The organism is Rhodococcus sp. P4_E4 (assembly GCF_056401575.1).
Map to the genome: position 1 here is coordinate 198275 of NZ_JBFUJB010000006.1, position 25576 is coordinate 223850.

General features: G+C 60.5%; 22 protein-coding genes and 1 pseudogene. 7 read left to right on the forward strand and 16 right to left on the reverse strand.

Translation table 11 applies throughout. The annotated features are described in order from the left end of the window. Positions 1-7 precede the first annotated feature (7 nt). Both AC1DVN_RS09700 and AC1DVN_RS09705 read left to right on the forward strand, forming a co-directional pair. Positions 8-1258: a KasA/KasB family beta-ketoacyl-ACP synthase gene (locus AC1DVN_RS09700; RefSeq protein WP_020969930.1), complete on the forward strand. Its 1251-nt coding sequence runs from the start codon at positions 8-10 to the stop codon at positions 1256-1258. A 48-nt stretch (positions 1259-1306) separates the two neighbouring features. After that, positions 1307-2662 (forward strand): annotated as a pseudogene (locus AC1DVN_RS09705) (acyl-CoA carboxylase subunit beta); the annotation flags it as partial. Positions 2663-2772: 110 nt separating this feature from the next. Here the strand turns inward: AC1DVN_RS09705 and AC1DVN_RS09710 are convergent. The 13 genes from AC1DVN_RS09710 to AC1DVN_RS09770 form a co-directional block, all read right to left on the reverse strand. Further along, a complete protein-coding gene (locus tag AC1DVN_RS09710; RefSeq protein WP_003941617.1) occupies positions 2773-3282 on the reverse strand; it encodes a DUF3145 domain-containing protein in 510 nt (169 codons plus the stop codon). A gap of 128 nt (positions 3283-3410) precedes the next feature. Then, entirely contained in the window at positions 3411-4250 is an 840-nt protein-coding gene (locus AC1DVN_RS09715) for a serine hydrolase domain-containing protein (RefSeq protein ID WP_279163953.1), read from the reverse strand. Between the two features lie 36 nt (positions 4251-4286). Next, the gene (locus tag AC1DVN_RS09720) at positions 4287-5414 is read right to left on the reverse strand and encodes an NDMA-dependent alcohol dehydrogenase (RefSeq protein ID WP_019748970.1); all 1128 of its coding nucleotides are present in this window, start codon (positions 5412-5414) and stop codon (positions 4287-4289) included. Positions 5415-5724: 310 nt separating this feature from the next. Then, the gene (locus AC1DVN_RS09725) at positions 5725-7029 is read right to left on the reverse strand and encodes an HNH endonuclease signature motif containing protein (RefSeq protein ID WP_477993752.1); all 1305 of its coding nucleotides are present in this window, start codon (positions 7027-7029) and stop codon (positions 5725-5727) included. Between the two features lie 64 nt (positions 7030-7093). Then, positions 7094-7768, reverse strand: a complete 675-nt coding sequence (locus AC1DVN_RS09730; RefSeq protein ID WP_019748972.1) for a response regulator — start codon at positions 7766-7768, stop codon at positions 7094-7096. After that, positions 7765-8967 (reverse strand): sensor histidine kinase, encoded by a 1203-nt coding sequence (locus AC1DVN_RS09735; RefSeq protein ID WP_047887971.1) that lies wholly within the window; start codon positions 8965-8967, stop codon positions 7765-7767. The genes AC1DVN_RS09730 and AC1DVN_RS09735 overlap by 4 nt, the downstream gene beginning before the upstream one ends. 18 nt (positions 8968-8985) lie before the next feature. Further along, positions 8986-11202 carry an MMPL family transporter gene (locus tag AC1DVN_RS09740; protein WP_477993753.1) on the reverse strand — a complete coding sequence of 739 codons (2217 nt, stop codon included), beginning with the start codon at positions 11200-11202 and terminating at the stop codon, positions 8986-8988. Between the two features lie 95 nt (positions 11203-11297). Next, complete coding sequence (locus tag AC1DVN_RS09745; protein WP_477993754.1) at positions 11298-12215, reverse strand: carbohydrate kinase family protein; 918 nt, start codon at positions 12213-12215, stop codon at positions 11298-11300. Between the two features lie 95 nt (positions 12216-12310). Then, complete coding sequence (locus AC1DVN_RS09750) at positions 12311-13405, reverse strand: ABC transporter ATP-binding protein (RefSeq protein WP_477993755.1); 1095 nt, start codon at positions 13403-13405, stop codon at positions 12311-12313. A 27-nt stretch (positions 13406-13432) separates the two neighbouring features. After that, a complete protein-coding gene (locus AC1DVN_RS09755) occupies positions 13433-14299 on the reverse strand; it encodes a carbohydrate ABC transporter permease (protein WP_477993756.1) in 867 nt (288 codons plus the stop codon). Continuing rightward, entirely contained in the window at positions 14299-15249 is a 951-nt protein-coding gene (locus AC1DVN_RS09760; RefSeq protein WP_019748978.1) for a carbohydrate ABC transporter permease, read from the reverse strand. Before AC1DVN_RS09760 ends, AC1DVN_RS09755 begins: the two co-directional genes overlap by 1 nt. Next, positions 15246-16598, reverse strand: coding sequence for an ABC transporter substrate-binding protein (locus AC1DVN_RS09765; RefSeq protein WP_019748979.1), 1353 nt, complete (start codon positions 16596-16598; stop codon positions 15246-15248). Before AC1DVN_RS09765 ends, AC1DVN_RS09760 begins: the two co-directional genes overlap by 4 nt. A 63-nt stretch (positions 16599-16661) precedes the next feature. Then, positions 16662-17660: a sugar-binding transcriptional regulator gene (locus tag AC1DVN_RS09770; RefSeq protein ID WP_019748980.1), complete on the reverse strand. Its 999-nt coding sequence runs from the start codon at positions 17658-17660 to the stop codon at positions 16662-16664. Positions 17661-17799: 139 nt separating this feature from the next. Here AC1DVN_RS09770 and AC1DVN_RS09775 point away from each other — a divergent pair, with 139 nt between their 5' ends. Next, positions 17800-18810, forward strand: a complete 1011-nt coding sequence (locus tag AC1DVN_RS09775; protein WP_029538310.1) for an NAD(P)-dependent alcohol dehydrogenase — start codon at positions 17800-17802, stop codon at positions 18808-18810. A gap of 7 nt (positions 18811-18817) precedes the next feature. Next, on the forward strand, positions 18818-20290 hold the full coding sequence (locus AC1DVN_RS09780; RefSeq protein WP_400822079.1) for a mannitol dehydrogenase family protein: 1473 nt from the start codon (positions 18818-18820) through the stop codon (positions 20288-20290). Here the strand turns inward: AC1DVN_RS09780 and AC1DVN_RS09785 are convergent, their stop codons facing one another. Further along, complete coding sequence (locus tag AC1DVN_RS09785; protein ID WP_047887967.1) at positions 20291-20809, reverse strand: DinB family protein; 519 nt, start codon at positions 20807-20809, stop codon at positions 20291-20293. A 243-nt stretch (positions 20810-21052) separates the two neighbouring features. Between AC1DVN_RS09785 and AC1DVN_RS09790 the strand changes: the two genes are divergently transcribed. Next, positions 21053-21394, forward strand: a complete 342-nt coding sequence (locus tag AC1DVN_RS09790; protein ID WP_400822076.1) for a hypothetical protein — start codon at positions 21053-21055, stop codon at positions 21392-21394. Between the two features lie 194 nt (positions 21395-21588). Here the strand turns inward: AC1DVN_RS09790 and AC1DVN_RS09795 are convergent, their stop codons facing one another. Both AC1DVN_RS09795 and AC1DVN_RS09800 read right to left on the reverse strand, forming a co-directional pair. Continuing rightward, positions 21589-21936, reverse strand: a complete 348-nt coding sequence (locus AC1DVN_RS09795) for a hypothetical protein (protein WP_477993757.1) — start codon at positions 21934-21936, stop codon at positions 21589-21591. Positions 21937-22559: 623 nt separating this feature from the next. Further along, the gene (locus AC1DVN_RS09800) at positions 22560-23276 is read right to left on the reverse strand and encodes an SGNH/GDSL hydrolase family protein (protein ID WP_477993758.1); all 717 of its coding nucleotides are present in this window, start codon (positions 23274-23276) and stop codon (positions 22560-22562) included. A 366-nt stretch (positions 23277-23642) separates the two neighbouring features. Here AC1DVN_RS09800 and AC1DVN_RS09805 point away from each other — a divergent pair, with 366 nt between their 5' ends. Both AC1DVN_RS09805 and AC1DVN_RS09810 read left to right on the forward strand, forming a co-directional pair. Then, positions 23643-24134 (forward strand): hypothetical protein, encoded by a 492-nt coding sequence (locus AC1DVN_RS09805; protein WP_020969946.1) that lies wholly within the window; start codon positions 23643-23645, stop codon positions 24132-24134. Then, positions 24131-25093 (forward strand): HTTM domain-containing protein, encoded by a 963-nt coding sequence (locus AC1DVN_RS09810; RefSeq protein ID WP_080910074.1) that lies wholly within the window; start codon positions 24131-24133, stop codon positions 25091-25093. The genes AC1DVN_RS09805 and AC1DVN_RS09810 overlap by 4 nt, the downstream gene beginning before the upstream one ends. The last annotated feature ends 483 nt before the right edge of the window (positions 25094-25576 follow it).

The window sequence follows — 25576 nt, forward strand, 5'->3', positions numbered from 1 at the left end:
GCCGACCGTGACTTCCGCTTCTACCCGCAAAGGGAAATTCCCCGACATCGTCGTCACGAGCCTCGCGACGTCGACCTCGGTGGCTGGTGATGTGGATGGCACGTGGAAGGCGCTACTCGCCGGCGAAAGCGGCATCGGAATCCTCGATGACCCGTTCATCGACGAGTTCGACCTTCCCATTCGCATCGGCGGGCACCTGAAGGTTTCACCAGACGAGGGCTTGTCCCGCGTCGAAATTCGACGGATGAGCTGGGTGGAACGCCTTGCCCTCACGTTGAGTCGCACGGTCTGGAGCAACGCCGGCAGCCCCGAAGTCGATCAGGACCGCCTCGCGGTTGTCATCGGCACCGGACTCGGCGGCGGCGACACGCTCATCGACGCCGTCGACAAACTCCGTGGCGGCGGATACCGCAAGGTGTCCCCGTTCTCGGTGCAGATGGTCATGCCCAACGGACCGGCCGCAACGGTCGGGCTCGAACTCGGGGCCCGAGGTGGCGTCATCACCCCGGTCTCGGCATGTTCGTCGGGATCCGAGGCAATTGCTCACGCTCACCGCATGCTTGTCATGGGTGACGCGGACATGGTTGTGGCTGGTGGAGTCGAGAGCTTCATCGACGCGGTTCCGATCGCGAGCTTCGCCATGATGCGTGCAATGAGCACCAACAACGACAATCCGACCGCAGCTTCACGTCCTTTCGACAAGGACCGTGACGGATTTGTCTTCGGCGAAGCCGGCGCACTGATGATCCTCGAAACCGAGGAACACGCAAAGGCACGCGGGGCCACCATTCATGCCCGCCTGCTCGGTTCCGGAATCACTTCGGACGGGTACCACATCGTGGCACCGCATCCGGAAGGCCTGGGCGCGGCGCGAGCCATGACCCGAGCAATCGAGATGGCCGGACTGACGAAGTCCGACATCAAGCACATCAACGCCCACGCCACTGCGACGCCGATCGGTGACATCGCAGAGGCAAAGGCAATCAACGCAGCGGTCGGCAATCACGCTGCGGTGTACGGCCCGAAATCCGCGCTGGGACACTCGATCGGCGCTGTCGGCGCCCTCGAATCAGTCCTCACGGTTCTGGCGGTGCGTGACGGGATCATCCCGCCCACGCTCAATGTTGACAGCCAGGATCCAGAAATCGATCTCGATGTCGTCAAGGGTGAACCCCGAACCGGCTCTTTCGATTTCGCACTGAACAACTCGTTCGGTTTCGGTGGGCACAATGTCGCGCTCGCCTTCGGTCGGGCCTAGCCCGAACCGCGGTTTGCACCTGTCCGCGGGTGTCGTTGCAACACAACGTTCGACCCCGGCACAACAGTGCCGCTCCACGCCCGTGACAAGTCGGGCGTGCTCGCTGCGTCCGGAAACATCGACGGCGTCCGCACCATCGCATATTGCTCCGATGCCACCGTCATGGGCGGCGCAATGGGCGTCGACGGTTGCAAACACCTCGTCAAAGCCATCGATACCGCCATCGAGGAAGAGTCCCCCATCGTGGGTCTCTGGCACTCCGGTGGCGCGCGTCTGGCTGAAGGCGTCGAAGCACTCCACGCAGTCGGACTGGTCTTCGAGGCCATGGTCCGTGCGTCGGGTCTCATACCTCAAATTTCCGTCGTGCTCGGCTTTGCCGCTGGTGGAGCCGCGTACGGTCCAGCCCTCACCGATGTCGTGATCATGGCGCCGGAAGGCCGAGTGTTCGTCACCGGCCCAGACGTAGTTCGCAGTGTCACCGGTGAACAGGTCGACATGGTGTCACTCGGCGGTCCGGACACACACACCAAGAAGTCGGGTGTCGCGCACATCGCCGCACACGACGAGGCCGACGCATTGCACCGCGCACGACGCCTGGTCTCGATGATGTGCGAGCAGGGCGAATTCGATCAGCGGGCAGCGGAACTCGGCGACAGCGATCTGCGCGCCATGATGCCTGCGTCCGCAAAACGTGCATACGACGTTCGTCCCATCGTTCACGAAATGCTCGACAACGTCGAAGGCGAGTCGAGCTTCGAAGAACTGCAAGGCAATTACGCGCGGAGCATCGTCACCGGTTTCGGCCGGATGGCCGGACGCACCGTTGGAGTCATCGCGAACAACCCACTGCGACTCGGCGGGTGCCTGAACTCCGAAAGTGCAGAGAAGGCCGCTCGATTCGTGCGACTGTGCAACGCATTCGGCGTGCCGCTCGTAGTCGTCGTCGATGTTCCCGGGTATCTGCCTGGGGTGTCGATGGAGTGGGAGGGCGTTGTCCGGCGCGGCGCGAAGTTACTTCACGCCTTCGCCGAGGCGACTGTCCCCCGCGTCACCGTCGTCACTCGAAAGATCTACGGCGGCGCCTACATCGCAATGAACTCGCGAGCACTCGGAGCCACGGCCGTTTTCGCCTGGCCCAACTCCGAAGTAGCCGTGATGGGCGCGAAGGCTGCTGTCGGCATCCTGCACAAGCGGGCTCTCGCTGCGGCACCGGACGACGAGCGTGAAGCATTGCACGACCGTCTCGCTGCCGAACACGAGGCGATCGCAGGCGGCGTCGACCGCGCTGTCGAAATCGGCGTCGTCGACGAGGAAATCGACCCGGCGAAGACTCGCAGCATCGTCACCGCTGCGCTCGCGTCTGCACCATCTGTCCGTGCGCGCCACAAGAACATTCCGCTCTGACAACCCTGGACAGCAAGGTGGGCCTCGCCGATACGGCGGGGCCCACCTTTGTCATTCAAGTCTTTGTCGTTCAATCCGCGAGAGCACTCAGGGTTCAGGATGGACCTCGGTCAGCTGACACGCCTTCGCAGCCATGTCACTTCGGCGCCTTCGCCTGAACTCCGGAAGGGTTCGAGTTCCTCGTCCCACGGTGCGCCTATCGCCCGATCGATCTCCGCGGCGATGTCTCCACCGGAATTCATGATGGACCGCAGTTTCATCTCCCCAACGACGACATCACCGTTCGCACTGGTGGATCCGCGCCACAAGCCCAGACCGGGCACATGGCTGTACCGTTCGCCGTCGACGCCGTGGCTCGGGTCCTCGGTGACCTCGAAGCGCAACATCGGCCACGCCCGTAGCGAATCGACCAGGCGGGCACAGGTTCCCACGGGACCTGTCCAGTCCGTCGTCGCACGCAGAAGTCCGTCGTAGGCAGGCTGTGAGGTCCATCTGAGCTTGGCAGGGCTGTCCAACGTGGCGGACAAAGCCCAATCCACGTGCGGGCACAGCGCCGCGGGCGACGAGTGGATGTAAACCACACCAGTCGTCACGTCCGCGAATTGATTCATTTCGCGCACTCGAGCCTCCTGCTTCGACGAGGGACGTCTTCCCCAACGACCTCTGTCGAGTTCGTGCAGCACGCTCGATTGAACAGTGTGCCTTGTGTTACCCGTGTTGCGCCAGTGGAAGGAGAGAAATTTGTGCTCTATCGCGAAACTTCACCGACTACGCCATCTGACAATTCAGTCCACAAAGGCTTGGCCCAATCACCGAAGTCGCGATCGGTAAGCACGACGCACGCGGTATCGATCGTGGGATCGACCCACAGGAACGTCCCGGACTGGCCGAAATGACCGAAAGTTGCGGCCGAGTTCTCGAGACCCGTCCAATGCGGACGCTTGTCGCCGCGAATTTCGAATCCGAGTCCCCAGTCGTTGGGGCGCTGAGAGCCGTAACCCGGAAGAATTCCGTTGAGCCCCGGGAACTGCACGGTTGTCGCCTCTGCGAACGTCTGCGTCGAGATCAGGGTCGGCGAGAGCAGTTCAGCCGCGAACTTGGCCAAGTCGTCTGCCGATGCCTGTGCACCGTGACCGGCAGGACCGACAAGAGTCGCGCTGGTCATCCCCAACGGCGCGAACACCGCCTCGGCAAGATAGTCGGCAAACTCGATCTCGGTCTCCCGGGAAACCAACTCGGCAAGCACCTCGAATCCCGCACTCGAGTAGATCCGCTTCGACGCCACCGGCGCCTGAACAACACGTTCGGCGAATGCCAACCCGGAAGCATGTGCGAGGAGATGACGAACGGTCGACCCCTCAGGCCCGGCCGGCCCATCCAACTCGACCGCCCCTTCCTCTGCCGCCACCAGAATCGCGTAGGCGCACAACAGTTTTGTCACCGAAGCCAGGGGGAAAACATGCGACTGGTCGCCGCTGAAACCACGAATGCGGTCGCCCTCACCCGGATTATTCCCGGAGAGGACGACCGCTGCCGCATTGTCGACCGGCCACTGCTGGATTACGTCGAGACTGTGAGTACTGGGCACCCGATCAGACTACTGGCACAAGAGTTGCGCTTTCGATCACCAGTCAGCTTCGGTGTAGCGGATGACGCCGCGGATGTTCTTGCCATCCAACATGTCCTGGTACCCGTCGTTCACGCCTTCGAGCGTGTAGGTCCGAGTGACCATGTCGTCAAGGTTCAGCTTGCCTGCCTTGTACATCGCGAGGAGGTTAGGCACGTCCTGGCGAGCGTTGCCACCGCCGAAAATGTTGCCCTGAAGGTCCTTCTGAAGCATCGACATCAGGAACAGGTTCAGCTTCACATCCATGTCCGTCAAGTGCCCCATTGCAGTGACAACACAACGACCAGCCTTTGCCGTCAGAATCATGGCTTCTTCGACGTACTCACCCTTCATTTCGCCGACGGTGATGATCGTCTTCTGCGCCATGCGTCCGTACGTGGCGTCGATGATCGGCTGAATGGCAGCGGCAGCGCTTTCGAAAGCGTGCGTTGCGCCGAACTTCAGAGCCTGCTCACGCTTCCACGGCACGGGGTCGATGGCAAAGATGTACCGAGCGCCCGATGCAACCGCACCCTGTAGCGCACTGATACCGACGCCGCCGACGCCCATGATCACAACGTCTTCGCCGGGCTTCACATCGGCGATGTGGGTTGCCGATCCCCAACCGGTCGGGACGCCGCAACCGACGAGTGCGGCAACCTCGAACGGAATGTCCTTGTCGATCTTCACCACTGACGACTGGTTCACCACCATGTAGGGCGAGAACGTCCCTAGCAGGCACATCGGGATCACGTTTTCGCCGCGAGCCTGGATCCGGTACGTGCCGTCGCTGATGGCTTGGCCGCTGAGGAGACCCATCCCGAGGTCACAAAGATTCTGATGTCCGGCCGAACACGCCGGACAGGTTCCACAAGCCGGAATGAAGGACAGAACGACGTGGTCGCCGACCTCCAGTCCCTTGACCTCCGGGCCGAGCTTGGTGATGACGCCCGAACCCTCGTGCCCGCCCATGACCGGGAACGACGGCATCGGAGTCGCGCCGGTGACGATGTGGTGATCGGAGTGGCACATTCCGGCCGCTTCCATGCGAATTTGAACTTCGCCGGCTACCGGCTCGCCGATCTCGATCTCCTCGACGGACCACTTCTCATTGAGGCCCCACAGGATTGCACCCTTGGTCTTCACGTCACTTCACCCTTTCATTCGCACACCCGCATCTATCTCTGTGACCATAGCCACAAATCCGCGAAATTGGAACGTGTTCTAACGAAAGATTTTGCACTGCAGGTCAGACGTCCAAATGACCTGGCACAACTTGCGTGGCAACGACGAAAGAATGACCCACTGAGTGGGACAGGCCACACGGGCACCCGAAAGTAGAGCCGCCCCGAAAGCATGCACCCATTCGACTCCACCTCCCACCAATCGGTCGGACACAGAGCAGCGGGTCTGAAACAGGCCTGGCCATGTTCTGGTGCATGCGAGGTTTGCCCCCTCAGGTTTTGAATGTGGTGTTCGCCGGCCGCGGGTGCTGCTGCGGGTCGATCGAGGGCGGCGGGATGAACCACGGTTTGCTGTCGACCCCGATGCGGATCACCCATTTCCCGACGAACCCGGATTTTCGGTGCATCAGCCGGTGATGTGAACGGCACAGTAGGACAAGGTTGTTCATCACGGTCGGGCCGCCGTTGGCCCAGTGCCGGATATGGTGCGCATCCGTCCAGGCCGGTACACATGTGCAGCCGGGGAACGCGCAACCTCTGTCGCGGGCGATCAACGCCACTCGCTGCTCCGCGGACACTAATCGTTTCCCGGGTTTCGCATCCAACGGAGCCCCGTGACCGTCGAGCAGCACCGTGGACAGGAAACAATCGCAGCCGAGAAGCCTGGTCTGCGATACCGACAGCGGTCCGAGCCACGGCATGTGCCCGACATCGAGATCCGACACAGCCACTCCACCACCATCGGGCGAGGGTGCGGCGGCGCAGTCCCGATGCTCAGCCAGATCACGGACGTTGATGTGCACGTTCACGTGCGGACGCTGGCCACCGTCGGTGCCGGTTTTGGCGCAGTCGAGGTAGCGGCGGATCAGTTCGGTGAACCCGTCCGCGGTCCGCTTCGCCGCCGACCGGGCATCGGGGGTTCCATCGGGTGCAGGGGTGGGCATCGTCAGATTCGACAACGCCGACAACAACATTTCGCCGGTGAGGGCGTCGAAATCACCGCGCACCACCACCCGACCGTTCAGTGTCGACGCGATCCGGAGCTCGTTCCGGTCGATATCTTCGGCGGGCGGAATCTCATCCGATTCGAAAATGCGCTCCAAGGTCGCGATGACGTTTCGCACTTTCGTGGTCGTGGCCTCCACTCCGGACGCGGCAGCCAGCAACAAATCGATACAGCGAGGGAGCGCTTCCTCCGGCATCCCCTTCGGTGGTGACTCGCAGAACGCCACGATCAACACGGCATGATCGAACGAGCAGTCCCCGCCATCGAACCGGGCCGCCACCGCGGGAAACGGCCGAAGTGCAGTACCCAGGGCGGCGATCTTCTTCCCGTCCCGAACCTGCACCATCGTGTTCGCCGCCAACCAGCACCCCACCCCGCGGCTGGCAATCACCTGATCATCCGGCCGCAACGACAACTCGTCCACCACCGCCACCCGCACAGCCTCGAGACGAAGAATCTCCACACTCGCCGACACCGCAGCAGCACGCAACTCAGAAGCCGTCAACCGCCACAGTCGTCCGCGCAACCCCACCGCAGAACCAGACACCACATCCGACAACAGAACACTCATTGAATCCCCCGATCCCCACCCCAGACAATACTCGAACACCCGTTCGAGTCAAGAGTTTCTCGAGTCAATCCACCGAGCGTCCCGGAATCACCACACCGCATTGATAGGCGAGAACCACCAGTTGCGCGCGGTCGCGGACATCCAGTTTCGTCATCGCCCGGTTCACATGGGTTTTTGCCGTGACCGCGCTGATCACCAATTCCGCGGCGATTTCGTCGTTGGACATCCCGAGGGCAACGAGGGTGACCACTTCGAGTTCGCGTGGTGTCAATTGACCGAAAATCCCGGAAGTCGAGTCGGCCCGCGACGGAGTGGAAAGGAATCGAGAAATCAACGCGCTGGTCGCAATCGGCGACAACAAAGAGTTCCCACCTGCGACCGTCCGAACAGCATCAAGTAGATCCTCAGCTCGGATTCCTTTGCCGATGAAGCCGCTCGCTCCCGCTCGGATCGCCTGTGCCACATGCTCATCCACTTCGAAGGTCGTCAGGATCAGTACGTGTACGTCGGACAAATCCGGATGATCGGCGATCATGGCGGTCGCTTCGACTCCGCTGGTGCCCGGCATGCGAATGTCCATCAGTACAACGTCGGGTCGGTGCTCGAGCGCCGCCTGGAATGCCTGCTCTCCGTCTGCCGCCTCGGCGACCACCTCCATGTCGTCTTCCGAACCGATCAGCAGCGCAAGCGTTTGACGGAAGAGCGCCTGATCGTCTGCCACTACCACCCGAATACTCACGACTCCTCACGCTCCGAACCGCTGGAGACCGAGACCAGCGGCAGTTGGGCGTCCACACGAAATCCCCCGTCCGCGCGGAATCCTGCTGAGACCTCGCCTCCCATTGCCTGTGCCCTCTCCTTCATTCCCAGCAGTCCGTACCCGGGCGGTGACGTCGAAGGCACTGCCGTTCCGGAGTTTTCGACCGACAGCACCAGAACCTCGGCTTCGTACGACAACGACACGGTGACGGCCCCTGGCAACGCATGCTTGCTCGCATTCACGAGTGCTTCCTGGATAATTCGGTACGCCGTGAGGTCTACTGCTGGCCCGAGAGGGCGCAGCGAACCCACTGCGCGCACTTCGATTTCCATTCCCGCACTGACGAATTGATCCACCAGTGCCGGTAGATCCGAAAGCCCCGGAGCCGGTTTCATCGAGCGATCACCGTCCTGAGCGTCACGGAGAACTCCGACCGTGGCCCGAATTTCATCGAGTGCCACCTTGGACGTTTCCTCCACTCCGCGTAGTGCAGTCGTCGCCTTCTCCGGGTCTTTCCCGATCAAGTGCGACGCGACCCCGACTTGCAGGTTGACCAAGGCAATGTGGTGCGCGACAACGTCGTGCAGGTCTCGCGCAATCCGCATCCTTTCTTCGACGACGCGGTGTCGGGCCTCGTCCTCGCGCATTCTTTCCGCTTGCACCGCGCGCGCCTCGACGGACTCCAGATAGGCTCGGCGAGAACGGACCTCGGCGCCGGCGAAACTTGCCATCAGCAACCAGGCCAACAACCCCAGTGCCTCCTGCAGGAGATTGTTCCCCACTCCCAGGAAGATTGTGACGAGCATCAGCGAGCTGACTGTGCTCGCCGCTGCGATGAAGGTCCTCCGGCGGTCACTCGTGCTGGCAACGTAGTAGAGGCACACCATCGCCGCGGAACCTGTGCCGGCATTCGGCGGCGCTGACAGTGTAATCATCAATACGCCGAGAAGTACTGCCACCGCCAGCGCCGAGAACGGGTAGCGCCTCCGGAATACGATGGTTGCAGCTGCGATCGCTGTTACAAGGACTCCCACAACTGTTACTTCGCGGGTGTCATTGCCATCGAGCGCGATGCGGTGCGCCGTCCACGTGGCAAGGAGCACGAGGATCGTCAGTGCCAGGTCGATGGTGCGCGGGTGTTCCGCACACCATCGACCCCACGTCGATGTCGAAGTCATCGATCTACCGTATCCGGGTCATACCGACAACTTGTCGCTCGTGGGTTCACTGGATTCCTTCGAATCTGCGAGCAGCGCAGTCAACTGCTCCCCCTCGACATCGACGTTCGGGACCAACCGGTCCAGCCATGAGGGGAACCACCATGCCTTCGAGCCCAACAGGGACATGACGGCCGGTACGACGGTCATACGAATCACGAAGGCGTCGAACAGAACCGCGAACGAGAGTCCGAGTCCGATCTGCATGATGAAGGCGTCGCCGCCGAAGATGAAGCCCGCGAAAACGGCGATCATGATCAGCGCCGCGGCCGTGACGACTCGCGCGCCCTGGTCGAAGCCCTTCACGACTGCTTCGTCCGGTCCGTCACCGTGGACGAACGCTTCACGCATTCTGGTCACCAGGAACACCTGGTAGTCCATCGCCAACCCGAAGACGATGCCGATCATGAAGATGGGCAACATCGCCACAACTGATCCGGTTTGGCCTTCGATTCCGAGAATGCCGGCGAACCAACCCCACTGGAAGATCGCAACCAGCACACCGAACGTCGCGCCGATCGAGAGCAGAAATCCGAGAGTTGCCTTGAGCGGTACCAAGATCGAGCGGAACACCAGCATCAAAAGAATGAAGGCGAGGCCGACGACCAATGCGAGGTAGGGAACGAGGGCATCGGCCAGGCGGTCCGAGACGTCGATCGTCAACGCTGTCTGACCGGTGACCGACATCGTGGCCCCGGTCTCGTCGGTCAGTGATCCGGCGACCTCACGTATATCTGCGACGAGCGCCTTTGTTGCCTCGGTTTCCGGGCCACTCGAGGGAACCACCGTGATGACTGCTGTATCGCCGGCCTGATTGAGTGCTGGCGGCGTCACTGCCGCTACGTCGGGCAGAGCACCGAGCTTTTCCTGGGCGCCGCTCAATGCCGCTGCCGGATCGGTGGCGTCGGAAACGTCGACGACCACCATGAGCGGACCGCTGAACCCCGCACCGAACCCCTCGGATAGTCGGTCGGTAGCCCTGGCGGCAGTTGTGTCGGGCACTGGTGGGCTCGCCAAACTCAGGTTGATTCCGAAGGTGGGGATCGCCAGCAATCCCAACCCGAGGACTGACGCGAGCAAAACCGGAACTCGACGCCGGATCACGAACTTGGCCCATCGCGAGCCCGCCCCCTCCGACTGTTTCCGGTGTGTCAGTTCACCGCCGGACGCCAGCAGTCGACGATCAGACCGACTCAGGACGCGCGACCCTGCAAATCCGAGTGTGGCGGGCAGCAGCGTCAGTGAAATCACCACTGCAACAGCAACTGCGAATGCTGCAGCCAGACCCATGCTTGTCAGGAACGGGATGTTCACGACGAACAGTCCGGCCAGTGCGATGAGGACGGTCAACCCCGCGAACACTACGGCCGAACCCGCAGTCCCCGCTGCGCGGCCCGCAGCAATTTCCGGATCATGTCCGTCACGTAGTTCGGAGCGGTAGCGCGAGACGATGAAAAGCGAATAGTCGATCGCCACGGCGAGCCCCAGCATCATTGCCAGGACGGTTGTGCTCGAACCTAATTCGATGAAACCAGTTGCGATTGTGATCGTGCAGATCGCGATGCCGATGCCGATCAACGCGCTGATCAAAGGAAGCCCCGCCGCAACCAAGGAACCGAAGGTGACGGTCAGCACCACCGCGGCGATCGCGACTCCGATCACCTCTCCCATCGATTCGGCGCTGCTTTCCATCAGCACGTTGCCGGCAACATCGACTGCCAGCCCTGAATCCGAGGCGTCGTGGACAGCGGACTCGAGCAGTTCTTTCGAACTGTCCGGCAAGTCCATCGAGTCGGCTGTATAGGAGACCTGCATGTATCCGATCGTCCCGGTCGGCGACACTCCGCCGGATGCATACGGATCCGATACCGCCGCAACCTCGGGGTCCTTCCCGAGCGCAGAGACCAATTCACTGACGGATTGTCGAATGGCCGGATCGGCGAGCGTCGTGCCCGCCGGAGATTCGAAGACTATGCGAGCACTGGCTCCGCCGGTGGACGATTCCGGGAACCGTTCAGCCAGAAGGTCCTGTGCCGCTTGCGATTCTGTGCCCGGGATCGACAATGTGTTGACGGTCGGACCGGACAGCGTTGCTGCGCCTACTCCGCCCGCCACCAGCAGGACGACCCAGAAGCCCACCATTGCCCAGCGACGACGAAACGCGAGTCGCGAGAGTTTGTACAGGAATATCGACATGCGTATCACTGTGCCGATACACGACCCCGTCGCACATCGTGCACAGGTAGGCAGTTCGACGTACTGCGCTCGCAGTAGGGCGGTGGTCCCCAGTGCTAGACGGGCAGGCCCAACTCCCTTGACCACGGCGGATCCGCCCCTGGTCGTGACACGGTGAGGGCTGCCGCGCGTGCGGCAAAGGTCAACGCGGCCGACCAGTCTGCCTCGGAGAACCCGCGCACAACGGCGACGTCGAGTGCGTCGTGACGATCAAGGTAGGCCAGCAGGGCTCCGTGAACGGTATCGCCCGCACCGATCGTGTCCGCGACGTCGACTGCGGGCGCGGGCACCGAAACATCGAGTTCCTTGGTGATCAACCGCAACCCGTCACCACCACGGGTGAGCAGTACGGCGCCGACGCCTTCGTCGAGCCACTCGGCGCCGTCGACCGAACCCAACCACTTGGCATCGTCGTCGCTCACTTTGAGAATATCGATGGCGGGCAACCACGAACGAAATCGTCGTCGATATGCTTCCGGGTCCGAGATCACCGCCGGACGAATATTGGGGTCCACCATGGTGAGTCGACCGCGGGCGTGTGCTTCGTGCAGCATGGCTTCGTAGGCAGAGGCCCCGGGCTCGAGCACCAGCGACAGCGTTCCGAACGAGAATGCCCGGGCAGAGGGAAGCTTCGGCAGCGCGAACTGTCGATCCGCCGTTCCCTCGAGGTAGAAGGAATACCGCGCACCTCCGTCCGCTGCAAGGTTCACGACGGCCAGAGTTGTCGGCTCGGGCCCACGTTCGACTCCGGTCGTGTCGACATTCGACGCGGCCAGCGAGTCGATCATCCGATCTCCGAAGGCGTCGGTGGACAAGCGAGAGACGAATCCCACGTCGGATCCGAGTCGACCCAATGCGATCGCAACATTGAAGGGTCCACCGCCCAACTTGGGTGAAAAGTTCTCCCCCACCGGAACCAGATCAACCAGTCCCTCACCACACACCACGACGGATCGTTCGCGTGTATCACTCATCGGTAGACCCTAACCTTCTCACCAGTCGAAGATGGATGTGACCTGCTCGGCACGAACGAGTTCGGGTGCCGAGCAGGTCACGATTATGGTGGGATTCAGCTACCCACGCGCTCACCCGTACTCGGGTCGAAGAGGTGAACAGGACCGTCCACCCGCTCGAAGCCCAGCGTCTGGCCGTACTGCAGCTTCGATCGACCGCCGGTGCGTGCAACGAGCGAGATCGGGTCGGCTTCGGTACCAGGCACGTGTGCGTAGATGTACGACTCGTTGCCCAGTTCCTCTACCAGGTCGATCTGAGCTGCGATTCCGTCTCCGGCAGCAACCACCTGGAATTGCTCGGGCCGAATTCCTACTGTGACCGAAGCCAGACCGGCCGCGGCGATTGCCGCCATCTGCTCGCGGTCCAGCGGAACCTCGACGTCGCCGAAACGCACCCCACCCGAACTGACCGGCGCCGTTACCAAGTTCATACCGGGAGATCCGATGAAGCCGGCAACAAACGCATTGGCCGGCCGATCGTAAAGTTCGGTCGGAGAAGCGAATTGTTGCAACTTGCCGCCCTTGAGCACTGCCACGCGATCACCCATCGTCATCGCTTCCACCTGGTCGTGCGTGACGTAGACGGTGGTGGTTCCGAGACGACGCTGCAACGCCGCGATCTGCGTGCGGGTCTGGACGCGTAGCTTTGCGTCGAGGTTGGAGAGCGGCTCGTCCATGCAGAACACTTGCGGTTCACGAACGATTGCTCGGCCCATGGCAACTCGCTGCCGTTGACCACCGGAAAGCTTGGCCGGTTTGCGGTCGAGGTATTCCGTCAGGTCAAGCAGTTTGGCCGCTTCGGCAACTTTCTTCTTACGCTCCTCGACGGGCACACCGCGCATCTTCAACGCGAACCCCATGTTTTCGCCGACGGTTTTATTGGGGTACAGCGCGTAATTCTGGAAGACCATTGCGATGTCGCGATCCTTCGACGGGACATCGGTCATGTCCTTGCCGTTGATGGTGATCGCACCGGAATCGATGTCCTCGAGCCCTGCCAACATGCGCAGGGCCGTGGACTTTCCGGAACCTGACGGACCGACCAGCACGATGAACTCCCCGTCCTTGATGTCAAGATCGAGTGAATCTACAGCGAGGGTCCCGGCACCTTCGTAGATGCAAGACGCTTTCTGGTACGAGATTTCAGCCATGACGAACTCCTGAGAGGGTGAGGAGAATTATTTGATTGCACCGAAGGACAGGCCGCGCACCAGTTTGTTCTGGGCGAACCAACCGGCCAGGATGACGGGCAATGCCGCCATGGTCGCTGCCGCGGAGAGCCGAGCCCAGTACAGGCCCTCGCCGGTGATGAACCCGACCAGGAAGACCGGAATCGTCTGCGCTTGAACAGCTGTCAGGTTGACTGCGAAGAAGAATTCGTTCCACGAGAAGATCACGCAGATCAGCGCAGTCGCAGCAATTCCGGGCGAGATCAGCGGGAGGATCACCTCTCGAACCGAGGTCCACAAACTCGCGCCGTCCATGCTGGCGGCTTCGAGAAGCTCGCCGGGGACTTCGAGAAAGAACGAACGCATCATCCACACTGCGATCGGCAGATTCATCGATGTGTACAAGATGACCAGCGCCCAGATGTTGTCGAGCAATCCGATGTCGTTGACGATCACGTACAGCGGCACGATTGCGGCGACGACTGGGAGCATCTTGGTACTGATGAAGAAGAACAGCACATCCTGCGTCTTCTTCACCGGGCGAAGAGACAATGCAAACGCAGCCGGAACACCCAGTAGCAGAACAAGAATGGTGGACATTCCTGTGGCAAATGCCGAGTTCGCCAGCGTGGTACCCAGACCGGAATCGAGAACGGCACGAAACTGCTCGAGTGTCGGGGTGAAGAACAACTTCGGCGGATCCGTGTAGGCGTCTGCCTCGGTCTTGAACGCGGTCAGGACCATCCAGAAGACCGGGAAGAAGAACCCGAGAGCGGCGATCCACGCCACGACCGACCACGGACTGAACTTACTGCTCTTCTTTTTCTTGACGACGGGTTTGTCGGTCGTCACGCATGTCGTCTCTACGGCAGTCATCACGCCGCCTCCTCGTTGCCGGTGAAGCTCTTGAAGATCAATCGGAGCGCGAGTGTCGAGACGATGATGGTCGCGATCACTGTCACGACACCCATCGCCGCAGCTTGACCTACGTCGAAGCCGAGGAATGCGCGCTGGTAGATGTAGAACGGCAGGTTCGAGCTGGCCACGCCTGGCCCGCCCGACGTCATCATGTACACCGCGTCAAAGGTGTTCACGAGGTAGATCGCACCCAGAACTGCACCGAGTTCGATGAAACGGCGCAGGTGCGGCAGTGTCAGTTCGCGGAACATCGCAAACGGCTTGGCTCCGTCCACCCGTGCGGCTTCGAGGATGTCTCGGGGCATGGACTGCAAGCCGGCCAGAATGAGCAGCATCATGAAAGGCGTCCACTGCCAGATCAGATTGATCATGACGGCGGCGAGCGGAAACTTGCTGACCCAGTCGACCTGGCCGACACCGAAAGGCTGGAGGACAAAGTTCACGATACCGAATACCGGGTCGAACATTGTTGTCTTCCAGAGCAATGCGCCAGCGACGGGGGTGATGAGAAATGGCGTGATCAGCAGTGTCCGCACGATCCCGCGACCGAGGAAGGCTCTGTCGAGTAGGAGTGCCAACGCGAGTCCGAGGATCACCGAAACGATGACCGTACCCACGATCATGATGACCGTGTTGACCGCGACTTCCCGAAACTGACTGTCCTTGAAAACCTCGATGTAGTTGTCGAACCCGTTGAAGTGCCGCGATCCCGGCCGGACAAGGTTCCACGACTGCGTCGAGTAGTAGAGGGTGAACAGAAACGGAATCTGGGTGACGACGATCGAGAAGATCAACGCCGGCAACAGGGGACCTCTACGACGCCAACCCTCGGCGCGGGAGATCTTCTTTTCGACACGGACCGGTGGCGCGTCGTCCACCGTAGTTCTGGGCTCGGCAACCGTAGTCATCGGTTCTCCTGATAGGTCTTGCCGACCACCTCGGCATACTGCTGGGATTGTTCGAGCGCTTCTTTCACGCTCTTCTGACCCGCGATGGCAGCACTGATCTGCTGGCTGACGCGAGTGCCCAGGTCCTGAAACTCAGGGATTGTGAGGAACTGGACGCCGGTGTACGGAACCGGTTGCACTGTCGGGTTTTTCGGATCTGCATTGTTGATCGATTCGAGGGTGATCGGCCCGAATGCCTGTGCGGCCTCTTGATACTCCGGAATCTCGTAGGTCGAAAGGCGACTTCCCGGAGGAACTCTCGACCAGCCGAGTTCGGTTCCGACCTTCTGGATGTAGTCCTTGTTCGTCATCCAGGAAATGAACTTCCAGGCGTCATCTTTGTTCTTTGCCGACTCCGGGATTCCGAGCGCCCAGGTGTAGAGCCAACCAGGATCGGACTTCTCGACCTTCGGGGCCTTCGCATATCCGATGTTGCCGACTACCTTCGACGACGCAGGGTCCTCGAGAACTGACACAGCCGACGTCGCGTCGTACCACATCGCCGTGTTGCCTTGCGCGAATTGTGTTGCACATTCACCGAATCCGCTTGTGGCAGGGCCCGGCTGACCGTGCTCCTTGACCGTGTCCACGTAGAACTGAACCGCATCCTCGACCTGCGGACTGGTCAGCTGCGCATTCCAATTCTCGTCGTACCAGCGTCCACCGAAGGTGTTGATCACGGTGTTCAGCGGCGCGAGTACCTCACCCCAGCCAGGCTTTCCACGCAAACAGATTCCCGCCATCTTGGCATCCGGGTTGTCGAACTGCGCTGCCCAACCTGCAACTTCTTGCCACGTCGGGTCTTCGGGAACTGTTATCCCCGCCTGATCGAACAGATCCTTGCGGTACATCAGGAACGACGACTCCCCGTAGAACGGAACCGCGTACATACTGTCCTCGTATGACAGAGAAGTCTTGATCGACGGTATGAAGTCGTCCTCGTCATAACCGGGCGTCTTGTCTGCATACTCGGACAGGTTCGTGAGCCAACCGTTGGCGGCCCACTGAGGTGTCTCGTAGTTGCTGATCATCACGACGTCGAACTCACCGCCGCCGGTTGCCGTCGACGCTGTGATCTTGGCACGCGCCTGGTTCTCGGAAAGGCTGACGAATTTGAGGTCGATGCCAGGGTTCTCGGCTTCGAAAGCCGGCGCCAGTTTGATGGCGTCCTGCATCTGCGAGTTCGACACCATCGCGATGGTGACTGTTCGTTCGCCGGAACCACCGAGCGCACCAGCGCCCGCACATCCCGACACCAGGAGGCAGAGCGCCGCCGCGGCAGCGCCCCACACTCGTCTTCCTGTTTTCACGGATTACCTTCCTTCACACTTGCGTGTCAGTCGCGCGCTCGGACAGCGAAACTCGTGAGATCGCTAGCCTTCGAGCAGCCACTGGGCGCACTCGACGTCGGTGACGAGTACGTTTGCCAAACCTCCGCGCAATGCGCCCAGAACGGCCTGGCGTTTGTGTGTTCCCCCCGAAATCAGAATCGTCTGATCGCAGGATTTCACTGCGCCGAGCGATACGGAGACCGTTCGCTCAGGCAGTGGCCCCTCCACTGGATTGCCGTCGATCGTGTAGAAACGGCCGCCGATTTCACCGACAGCGCCTCGACTTTCCAACTCGTCCAGCATGGTCGAGTCGACGAAGCTACCGGCAAACAAGGTCGTGGCAGTCGAGACGGCACCAACTCCGAAAACCATGATGTCGGAATCAGTTCCGGCTTGCAGCGCCTTCGAGATGACCGAGTCGTTTCGCATCGACTCCACAGTCGCCGGGTCGGCATATAGCGGAGCATTGAGGCGAATAGGATTGGCCTGCAACTGTTGTGCACATCGGCCGATGGTGAAGTCGACACCGGTTTGGTAGTCGGTCACCGTCATGGAGCCGTCAAGTTGTACCACAGCCGAGCACTTCGCCGCCTTGTCTGGCAAAGATCCTGCTACCGCAACGGTTTCCGGACCCCAGGTAAACCCGAGAACGCTCGACGGCTGCAGACGACGAACCAGAACTTCCGCTGCTCGTCGGCCGAGCGCGTCGAAGTCCGGATCGTCCGAGTCCGAATTTGCTTCGGGCACAATCAAAACTTCGGCCAACCCGAAGTGCTTCTCCAGTTTCGATTCCAACTCCGTGTTCACCGAACCTTCGAGCTCCGGCGGCACCATAATCTCGACCCTGACCAAACCTTGCGTCCGCGCCCTGGCCAACAGCCGCCCGGCCGTAGGCCGCGAGACGCCCAACTTCGCTGCAATCTCCGCCTGAGTAGCGCCTTCGAGGTGATACATGGTCGCTGCCCGCAAGGCGAGCCGCACATCCTCGGAAGCCGGCAACTTCGACGACTTGAGTCCTGCGGGCTGAGCCGACTGGTTCACACGGTCTCCTTGTGCATCAGGTTCAAAGTTTCTTGATCGTGAGCAAATGCTCACTAGATGTTCTTATGCTCATTAAGCTAACATCTACGTTGTGACCCACACAACAGTTTCCGGAGATTCCGTCGATCTACCTGCGACAATTCGGGCAAATGTCCTTGTTGAGACCGGAAAGATGCAGATGGTCGAGAGACCACGACCGTCCCCGAAGACGGGTGAAGTTCTCGTTCGCATCCATGCCGTGGGCGTGTGCGGGTCGGACGCGCACTACTTTCACGAAGGTCGCATCGGCCCTTACGTAGTCAACTCACCGCTCGTTCTCGGACACGAAGCATCGGGACGCATCGCCGCAGTCGGTGACGGCGTCGACCCAAGACGCATCGGGCAGCGCGTCTCCATCGAGCCTCAGAAGCCGGATCCGACCAGTTCCGAATCCAAGGCAGGCAGATACAACCTCTGCCCTCATATGGAGTTCTTCGCGACGCCGCCGATCGACGGTGCGCTGACCGACTACGTCACGATCGGTGCCGACTTCGCCCATCCCATCGCAGATTCCGTGTCCTACGAGGCAGCTGCGCTGTTCGAGCCACTCTCCGTAGGGATCGCCTCAGCCCAGAAGGCGCGAATCACTGCCGGCTCTCGTGTGTTGATCGCCGGCGCCGGCCCGGTAGGAATCGTGACGACGCAGGTGGCCAAGGCATTCGGCGCGACGGAAGTCATCGTCTCGGACATCGATGCGGCCCGGCGTGATGTGGCACTGAAATTCGGCGCAACAACCGTCGTTGATCCTCGTGAAAGCGACGTACGCTCGCTGGCCGTCGATGCGTTCATCGACGCGTCGGGTGCCACGGCCGCAGTGATCGACGGGATTCACGCAGTTCGGCCCGCTGGGACCGTCGTTCTGGTCGGAATGGGTGCCGACGAGATACCGTTGCCGGTCCCGATCATTCAGAATCGCGAACTGATGCTCACCGGAGTGTTCCGGTACGCCAACACGTGGCCGATCGCCGCCGCACTGGTCGCTGCCGGGCGCGTCGATCTGGATTCGATGGTCACAGCACGCTTTTCACTCGAACGATCGCAAGAGGCCCTGGTGGCCGATCGCATTCCCGGCAGCATCAAAGCCGTAGTCATCGTCGCCGAAGGAGACTAGAACTTTCATGGAACTCAATACGAAGACCTTGCTCGACTTCGATGCTGAACTCGAAGTGCCGAACTACGACCGGAGCAAAGTCACTACCGGCATAGTGCATTTCGGTGTCGGAGGCTTTCACCGTGCACACCAGGCCATGTACATCGATACCCTCCTGCGACGAGGTGAAGCCTTCGACTGGGGAATCTGCGGAGTGGGAGTGATGCCGTCGGACAAGCAAATGAAAGACGCACTCCGCGCGCAGGACGGCCTCTACACGCTGGCGCTCAAGCATGCTGACGGAACCCTCCAAGGCCGGGTCATCGGGTCGATCGTCGAGTACTTGTTCGCGCCCGACGATCCGGAGGCGGTGATCGAAAAGATGGCATCCGAATCGACGAAAATCGTATCTCTCACCATCACCGAGGGCGGATACAACATCTCGCACACCACGGGCGAGTTCGACGCGTCCCATCCCGATGTGATGCACGATCTCGAGCCGGGAACACTCCCCCGCACAACCTTCGGTCTGATTTGTGCGGCACTCGCACTCCGTCGCGACCGGGGCCTCGCCCCCTTCACGATCATGAGTTGCGACAACATCGAAGGCAACGGATCGGTCGCCAGGACGGCAGTCGGAGCGTTCGCCGCCCTGAAGGATCCCGAACTTGCGGAGTGGATCGACGAGAACGGCGCCTTCCCCAACTCCATGGTCGACCGGATCACACCCGTCACGACAGCCGAGGTGACCACCGAGATCGCCGAGACGTTTGGCGTGGACGATCAGTGGCCGGTCGCAGCTGAGCCGTTCACCGCGTGGTTCCTCGAGGACGAGTTCACCTCAGGCAGGCCACCTCTGGAGAATGCCGGCGTCAATCTCGTGCCGGATGTTCGCCCGTACGAACTGATGAAACTGCGCCTTCTCAATGCCAGCCATCAAGGCATCGCGTACTTCGGCTACCTTGCCGGATACCGCCTGGTCCACGAGGCATGCCAGGACGAACTCTTGTCAGGGTTCCTGCTCGACTACATGAATCTGGAAGCGACGCCGACCCTTGATCCGGTACCCGGCGTCGACCTCGATCAGTACAAGAAGACCCTCATCGAACGATTCTCGAACCCCCAGGTCCGCGACACGATTGCGCGTCTGTGCGCCGAGTCGTCCGATCGAATTCCCAAGTGGCTGTTGCCCGTCATCCGGACCCAACTCGACACCGGTGGGTCGATCAACCTGTCCACCGCAATTGTCGCCAGCTGGGCCCGCTACGCCGAGGGCACAGACGAGAACGGAGATCCCATCACCGTCGTCGATCAGCTGTCGGACGCTCTGGTGCCGCTCGCCCAGAAACAATCGAGCGACCCGTTGGCCTTCATCGGGTACCGCCAAGTGTTCGGCGATCTCGTGGACGATCGCCGATTTGTCGCAAGCTTCCGAAAGACCCTCGACTCGTTGCACTCCGTCGGAGCCAGAAGAACCCTCGAGGAGGTGCGCGGGCTCTGACTACGCCGAGACGTCGTGCAGGTGATGGATCGGATCGTGAATGAAGTAGGCCGCCAACGATTCGACGGTGAACGCCGATCCGTCACTGCGGAGACCCCGTCGTTGGCGGCTACCCTCTGGCACGGTTTCGAAGGCGTTCGCGACTTCCGCCGCGGCGTCGGACAATTCCGATGCCACCGTTGCCGGATCTTGGTCGTTGTACCGCTCGGCCTCAGCTGTTGCGTCTTGATCCCAGTTCTCGAATTGCGGATCGTCGAATTCGAGCATCTGTTCCAACCTCACCTTGAAGATCCTGAACACGTCGCGTACGTGGGCGGAATACTCCAGCGCTGACCATGTTTCGCTGTCCGGTCGCTCCGTCACATTCTCGCGCTCCAGTACCTCGGCCCACGAGACGGCATTGCTACGCACAAGATCTGGAACATCCGCGAACGCAACAGCGGACGAATCAAACCCGCACTCGCCGCATGGGCGTTCGAGGACCCAGGTCCAGTTCTTTGTATCCGGGGTGATCGGCATGGATCGAGAATAGTCCGCCAGGGCGGGGTCAGTCTGCTTCGATCGGCCGATGAAGCGAATCGTGCTCGGTATTTCGGTTACCTTCGTGCTGACACTCTCCGCGTGTGGCGCGGAAGTGGGCGCACCCAAGCCGCGCAACAGCAAGAGCAGGCGGTGGTCGTCAATTCACTTCATTCGAGTGCCCGGGGCGAATGTTGATCCGTATTTCCATCATCGTTTGCGGCATCTGGTTTGATTCGTAACATGCGCTCTTCGCTCGCCTTGTCCACTCTCGCTGCCGGCTTGTTGATTGCGGGCTGCGGGTTGCAGACAGTGCAGCAACCCGACACCGCAACGACAACAACCGAAACGGGCGGAACGTGGGTCCGAAGGCTCGAAGTACCAGACTCAGTCGAAAAGATCTGCCAGTCGATACTCGGATTGGCCGAAGAATTGGGACGTACTCCTAGCGATTCCGCGTCACCGATCGATCGAGTCCGCGAATACATGAGCGGACCATACCGCGACTGGAGGGGATTCGACGCTGAGGGGCGTCAGCGCATCGAGGAGGCATTCGAGAAGGCAGAATCAGGATCCTGCGGTTGAGCAACACTGGACGTCTGGTTCGCCCCTCGCACAACGGAATTCCGGACAACGACGTATCAACGCCATTCCGTTGGTGACAAATTTTCGTTCGTCTGCGACGGCCGGTCGCTTGAAATTCCCCAGAGCTTTCAGTTCAACGTCAAAGATCCTGTGACGCGACTCTGGCCGAGGCTTCAACTGGTCTCGTCGTTCCTTCAGGTGAAGGGCGCCGAGTCGACATGTACGCCTTCCGAACGCAGCAAATGCTTGGCCGCACAAATCAACAAGGCGAGGGATTCGTACGAGAGTCCCTCGGTCGCACGCATCAGCCTGTCAGGCGCCGGAATCGACCGGTCGCCCGGGGAACCCTCGGATCTCCGCACAGAAAGCACGGTCGAGAGTTCTCGTTGATTCACCACCTGACCTGTGCTGTTCGCTCGCTCGAACATGGCATTCAGCCGCTGGACGAGTTCCTCACCTTCAGCTGATCGAATAGTGTTGCCGAACAGCCTGTTTCCATGATCGGCTATGACACCAGGCGCGATCGAGTTCTTGATTGTCACAGTACGTTCTCCGTTACGTTGGTCTGTCAGGTTGATCAGGGGTGCGACCGGGAGCAACTCGCAGAGCCTTGATCTGTGCCACCCAACGGCGTCGCGCATCGACAGCAGACCAATCTCCCCCGGCGCCCATCGGCTTCCGGTAGCGCGACTTCGAAGCCGCTGTTCATTTGCGACTTATCGTTACATATTAACATCAACTGTAACTCTTCGACAAGCACTTTGTTCCGATTGCCCGGTTTGATCACGGGTGGCGCAGAACATCAAGGGTGGCCAACTTGTCGACATGATCTACGCCATCCCTGCCATCTCCGTTCAGGCTGCAGTGATGATCGAGCCACCGGCAAGGCACAAGAATGACATTCCGCCGACGAGCTCCCAGCGTAGATATCGCCGCGCGTGCATCACCTGCGGTGAACTGCGATGCACACAAGCCGCAACGCGGATAGGGGCGGCGACACAGCCCGCGAGAGCTTTCTTACCCGAACTTTTCCATCATCGTGTGAGGCAGCCGGCCAGCCAAGACTGCACCCAAAGTCCTCGCTACTGATGACCTAAGTCCGACAATACTTTTCACGAAAAAGAGGACCCCGCGCCTGCGGGGTCCTCTTCGCTTTCCTTCAGAGCTAGAGACCGAGCGAGTGAAGGTGCTCGCTGATCTTCTCGAACATGAGCCTTTGACCTGCCGGCGTGGGATGCATGCCGTCTTCCTTGAGTAACGTCGGGTCCGACAGCCAGTTCTCGGCGAGCGCATCAATGAAAGGCAGCTTGTACTGCTCAGCGGCGGAACGGATTCGATCGTTGACATTGACAGCGGTCTCGGATGGAGGCCGGTTGTCCATGATGGGGCCGATGACGACAACCTTGGCGTGAGGAAGCCGATCTCGTAGCTGCGCATACAACGCCCGAGTCGCATCTCGCACCTCGAGCGGGTACGAAACATCGTTCCGACCGCCGGCGATGATGACGACCTCGGGATTCACCGCAACGACCTGATCAATTTTCGCACCGAACGGTAGCTTGCCTTTTTCCTCGTTTCCCTGGACGTAGCCGGTGCCACCGCTCGCAAAATCTGCCAGGTACCAGCGACGATCGAAGGCGAGCAGCGCCGGCCAATGATCTCCCGTCGTGTTCGGAATCGAGTACGAGTCCCCCAAAATTGCGACCGTGTCGAAGTCGTCGGTAGGGGCATTCAGCGCCGGCGCCGAACTGTCAGGCTGCGATACAGAGGCAGTTGCCCGACTGTCTCGGGATTGCTCGTACGCAAATCCTACGATCACCGCTACGACGGTGAAAACCATGGCACCGATGACGGCGACAGTTCGCTTGTTGGGTTTGGTCACCCCGTAAACATACGGGGTCGAATCATGTTGCCTCTGAGCGAGTGTCAAGCATCTGTCGTTCCGCTTGAATCGACCATCTACGAAGGAGTGAAATCCCGCTCTCACAGCAGACTGGGGCCAAGCTTGCTGGAAGTTAAGGCGCGGCAAAGCATTCAGGGCACACTGTCCCCCATTCGACGGACCAAAGTCCATTTTCAAATCAACACTGCGACAAGCGGCAATCGCGCAGCTATATTTCGTCGACACTTCAACTACTTTCGGCACATCTGCACGGACGCGCGACAACACCCAGTCCCCTCGCTCGGCAATCCCCTCTATTTTTCTCATTCGAAGAAACCGGCACCAGGTGCCAGGAAGAACGTCGACATGCCGGAAACAGAAGCAAAGCGCAGCAATCGGCGACTGATCGCGATCGCAGCACTCGCAGTCGTACTCCTCGTGCAAGGCGCCTACTCGTTCGGTGTCCGCCCTGAGCCGTACCCGACCATTCGCATGCCCAGCTTCGGTGGCGTGCCCAATGCAGACGGCGAGTTCAGTGGAAGTGGCTTGGATATCACTCTCCATTACACCGACGGATCCACGATCAGTCCCAACCCAGTGGATCTCGCCGGCGATATTCGCTACTCATCCGCGAGAGCATCACTCGATTATGCGTTCCGCCCCAGCGGGGCAGGCGACCGAAACACCCGAACCGCGGACCCTGAATTGGTCGAATGGCTCCGAAACCGCAGCGTCGAAGTCGGAAGTGGTGCCATCCCGGACAGTATCGAGTTCTGCTGGCGCAAAACAATTATCGACATCACCGACGGAACCGATGCGTCAACTGACCCGTGCGAAACGACAAGGGTTGATCTATGAGTGCCCGTGCGGGAACTCTGTTGTTCCTGCGCGACCACATCGATCAGTTGTGCGAGGCGTACCGCGGGGATGCGAGGTTCCTCGCTGTCATTCGAATTCTCTTCGCGCTATATGTGATCGCGTTTCCCATCGACTACACGTGGGCGGGCGAGGTTCCCTCGATTCTGTTTCATCCGCAATCCGGTCCGTTCTCCCTGCTGTCGTCACCACCCTCCGAGAACTTCCTCGTCGGACTCGAAGTCGCCCGATTCATCCTGGCGATCGCCATCTTGGTCGGATATCGAACGACGGCCGCGTCCATCGCAATGACCCTCACGCTCATGACCGGCAGCGGGTTGGTCAATTCCTTCGGCAAGGTCGACCACTTCATTCTTTTCGAAATCTTGCCTGTGGCCATGGCAGCCGCTGGATGGGGCGCCGCATGGTCCCTCGACGCACGACGTTCACGCACACAACGCAAAGCACTTCAAACCCGCGGACTGCCCATGCTCATCTGGGCAGTGACGGTCGCCTACGCCCTGTTTACAGCGGCACTACCCAAAGCTGCGTCCGGCTGGCTGAACCCCGAATTGCAGGCAACCCGGGGCTACGTTGCACGAGACGTCGCTGACCCCACCAAGCTCGGTCCGCTGACCCACGAACTATTCGACATCCATTCGGAGTGGCTATGGAAGGCACTCGACTACGCCACTGTCTTCGCTGAAGGCTGGTTGATCGTTGCCGTGCTCTTCCCTGTCTTGTTCAGAATCGGGATCGTCGTCTTACTCGGGTTTCACCTTGGGGTTTATCTCGCGTTGGGCATCGAGTTCGACAGCTATATCTTCGTGTATCTGCCGTTCCTGTCGGCGCCTGCTGTATGGGTCACCAAGCGAGTCCTGGGCAGAAGGCCCGATATCGGTAGAACGTCGGCGCCGGAAACTCCACGTCAAGTATCTCCGGCCAGTTCGGACGCACCGTAAATCTAATATCCGCGAGCGGACCTTTCCGTCACAGTTCGTGAGTGCCCCAATCACAGGTAGGCGATCCCCAGACTCCCTCAACCTGGGGATCAAACAAACCTACTGTCTCCCAATGAAATTCCGAGAACTTCTACATTCACTGACATTCGGTTCGCAGACGGGCGCCCCAATCGCCAATTCGGCGCCGCCATTCGGACCCCACATCGCGTGTTGGGGGCAGTCGAGCCGCGGGGGGTCGGCTCGACTGCCTGCACCTACACCAGACGAAGATGGTTTCGTGCCAGCTATCTGCTTAACCAGCGTGCGTCGACGCTCAGGGGGTCACTGGAACGCATCGTCGTCACCTGTGGGCCGGGCTCGCGCCGGCAGGTACAGACAATTGTTCAGTGACCCCTGAGTTCGATCGTCGAAATCACCTTCGATCGCCGTGCGTAGGTACATCTAGAGCGTGACACTTCGGCTGGTTGAGCACATACGCTGAAA

Excerpts from the sequence above, each read along its gene's own strand:
- AC1DVN_RS09755 (WP_477993756.1), bottom strand. The coding sequence starts at position 14,299 with ATGACTGCCGTAGAGACGACATGCGTGACGACCGACAAACCCGTCGTC.
- AC1DVN_RS09760 (WP_019748978.1), bottom strand. The coding sequence starts at position 15,249 with ATGACTACGGTTGCCGAGCCCAGAACTACGGTGGACGACGCGCCACCG.
- AC1DVN_RS09810 (WP_080910074.1), top strand. The coding sequence starts at position 24,131 with ATGAGTGCCCGTGCGGGAACTCTGTTGTTCCTGCGCGACCACATCGAT.
- AC1DVN_RS09735 (WP_047887971.1), bottom strand. The coding sequence starts at position 8,967 with ATGACTTCGACATCGACGTGGGGTCGATGGTGTGCGGAACACCCGCGC.
- AC1DVN_RS09740 (WP_477993753.1), bottom strand. The coding sequence starts at position 11,202 with ATGTCGATATTCCTGTACAAACTCTCGCGACTCGCGTTTCGTCGTCGC.
- AC1DVN_RS09790 (WP_400822076.1), top strand. The coding sequence starts at position 21,053 with ATGCGCTCTTCGCTCGCCTTGTCCACTCTCGCTGCCGGCTTGTTGATT.
- AC1DVN_RS09805 (WP_020969946.1), top strand. The coding sequence starts at position 23,643 with ATGCCGGAAACAGAAGCAAAGCGCAGCAATCGGCGACTGATCGCGATC.
- AC1DVN_RS09750 (WP_477993755.1), bottom strand. The coding sequence starts at position 13,405 with ATGGCTGAAATCTCGTACCAGAAAGCGTCTTGCATCTACGAAGGTGCC.
- AC1DVN_RS09780 (WP_400822079.1), top strand. The coding sequence starts at position 18,818 with ATGGAACTCAATACGAAGACCTTGCTCGACTTCGATGCTGAACTCGAA.
- AC1DVN_RS09785 (WP_047887967.1), bottom strand. The coding sequence starts at position 20,809 with ATGCCGATCACCCCGGATACAAAGAACTGGACCTGGGTCCTCGAACGC.
- AC1DVN_RS09725 (WP_477993752.1), bottom strand. The coding sequence starts at position 7,029 with ATGAGTGTTCTGTTGTCGGATGTGGTGTCTGGTTCTGCGGTGGGGTTG.
- AC1DVN_RS09745 (WP_477993754.1), bottom strand. The coding sequence starts at position 12,215 with ATGAGTGATACACGCGAACGATCCGTCGTGGTGTGTGGTGAGGGACTG.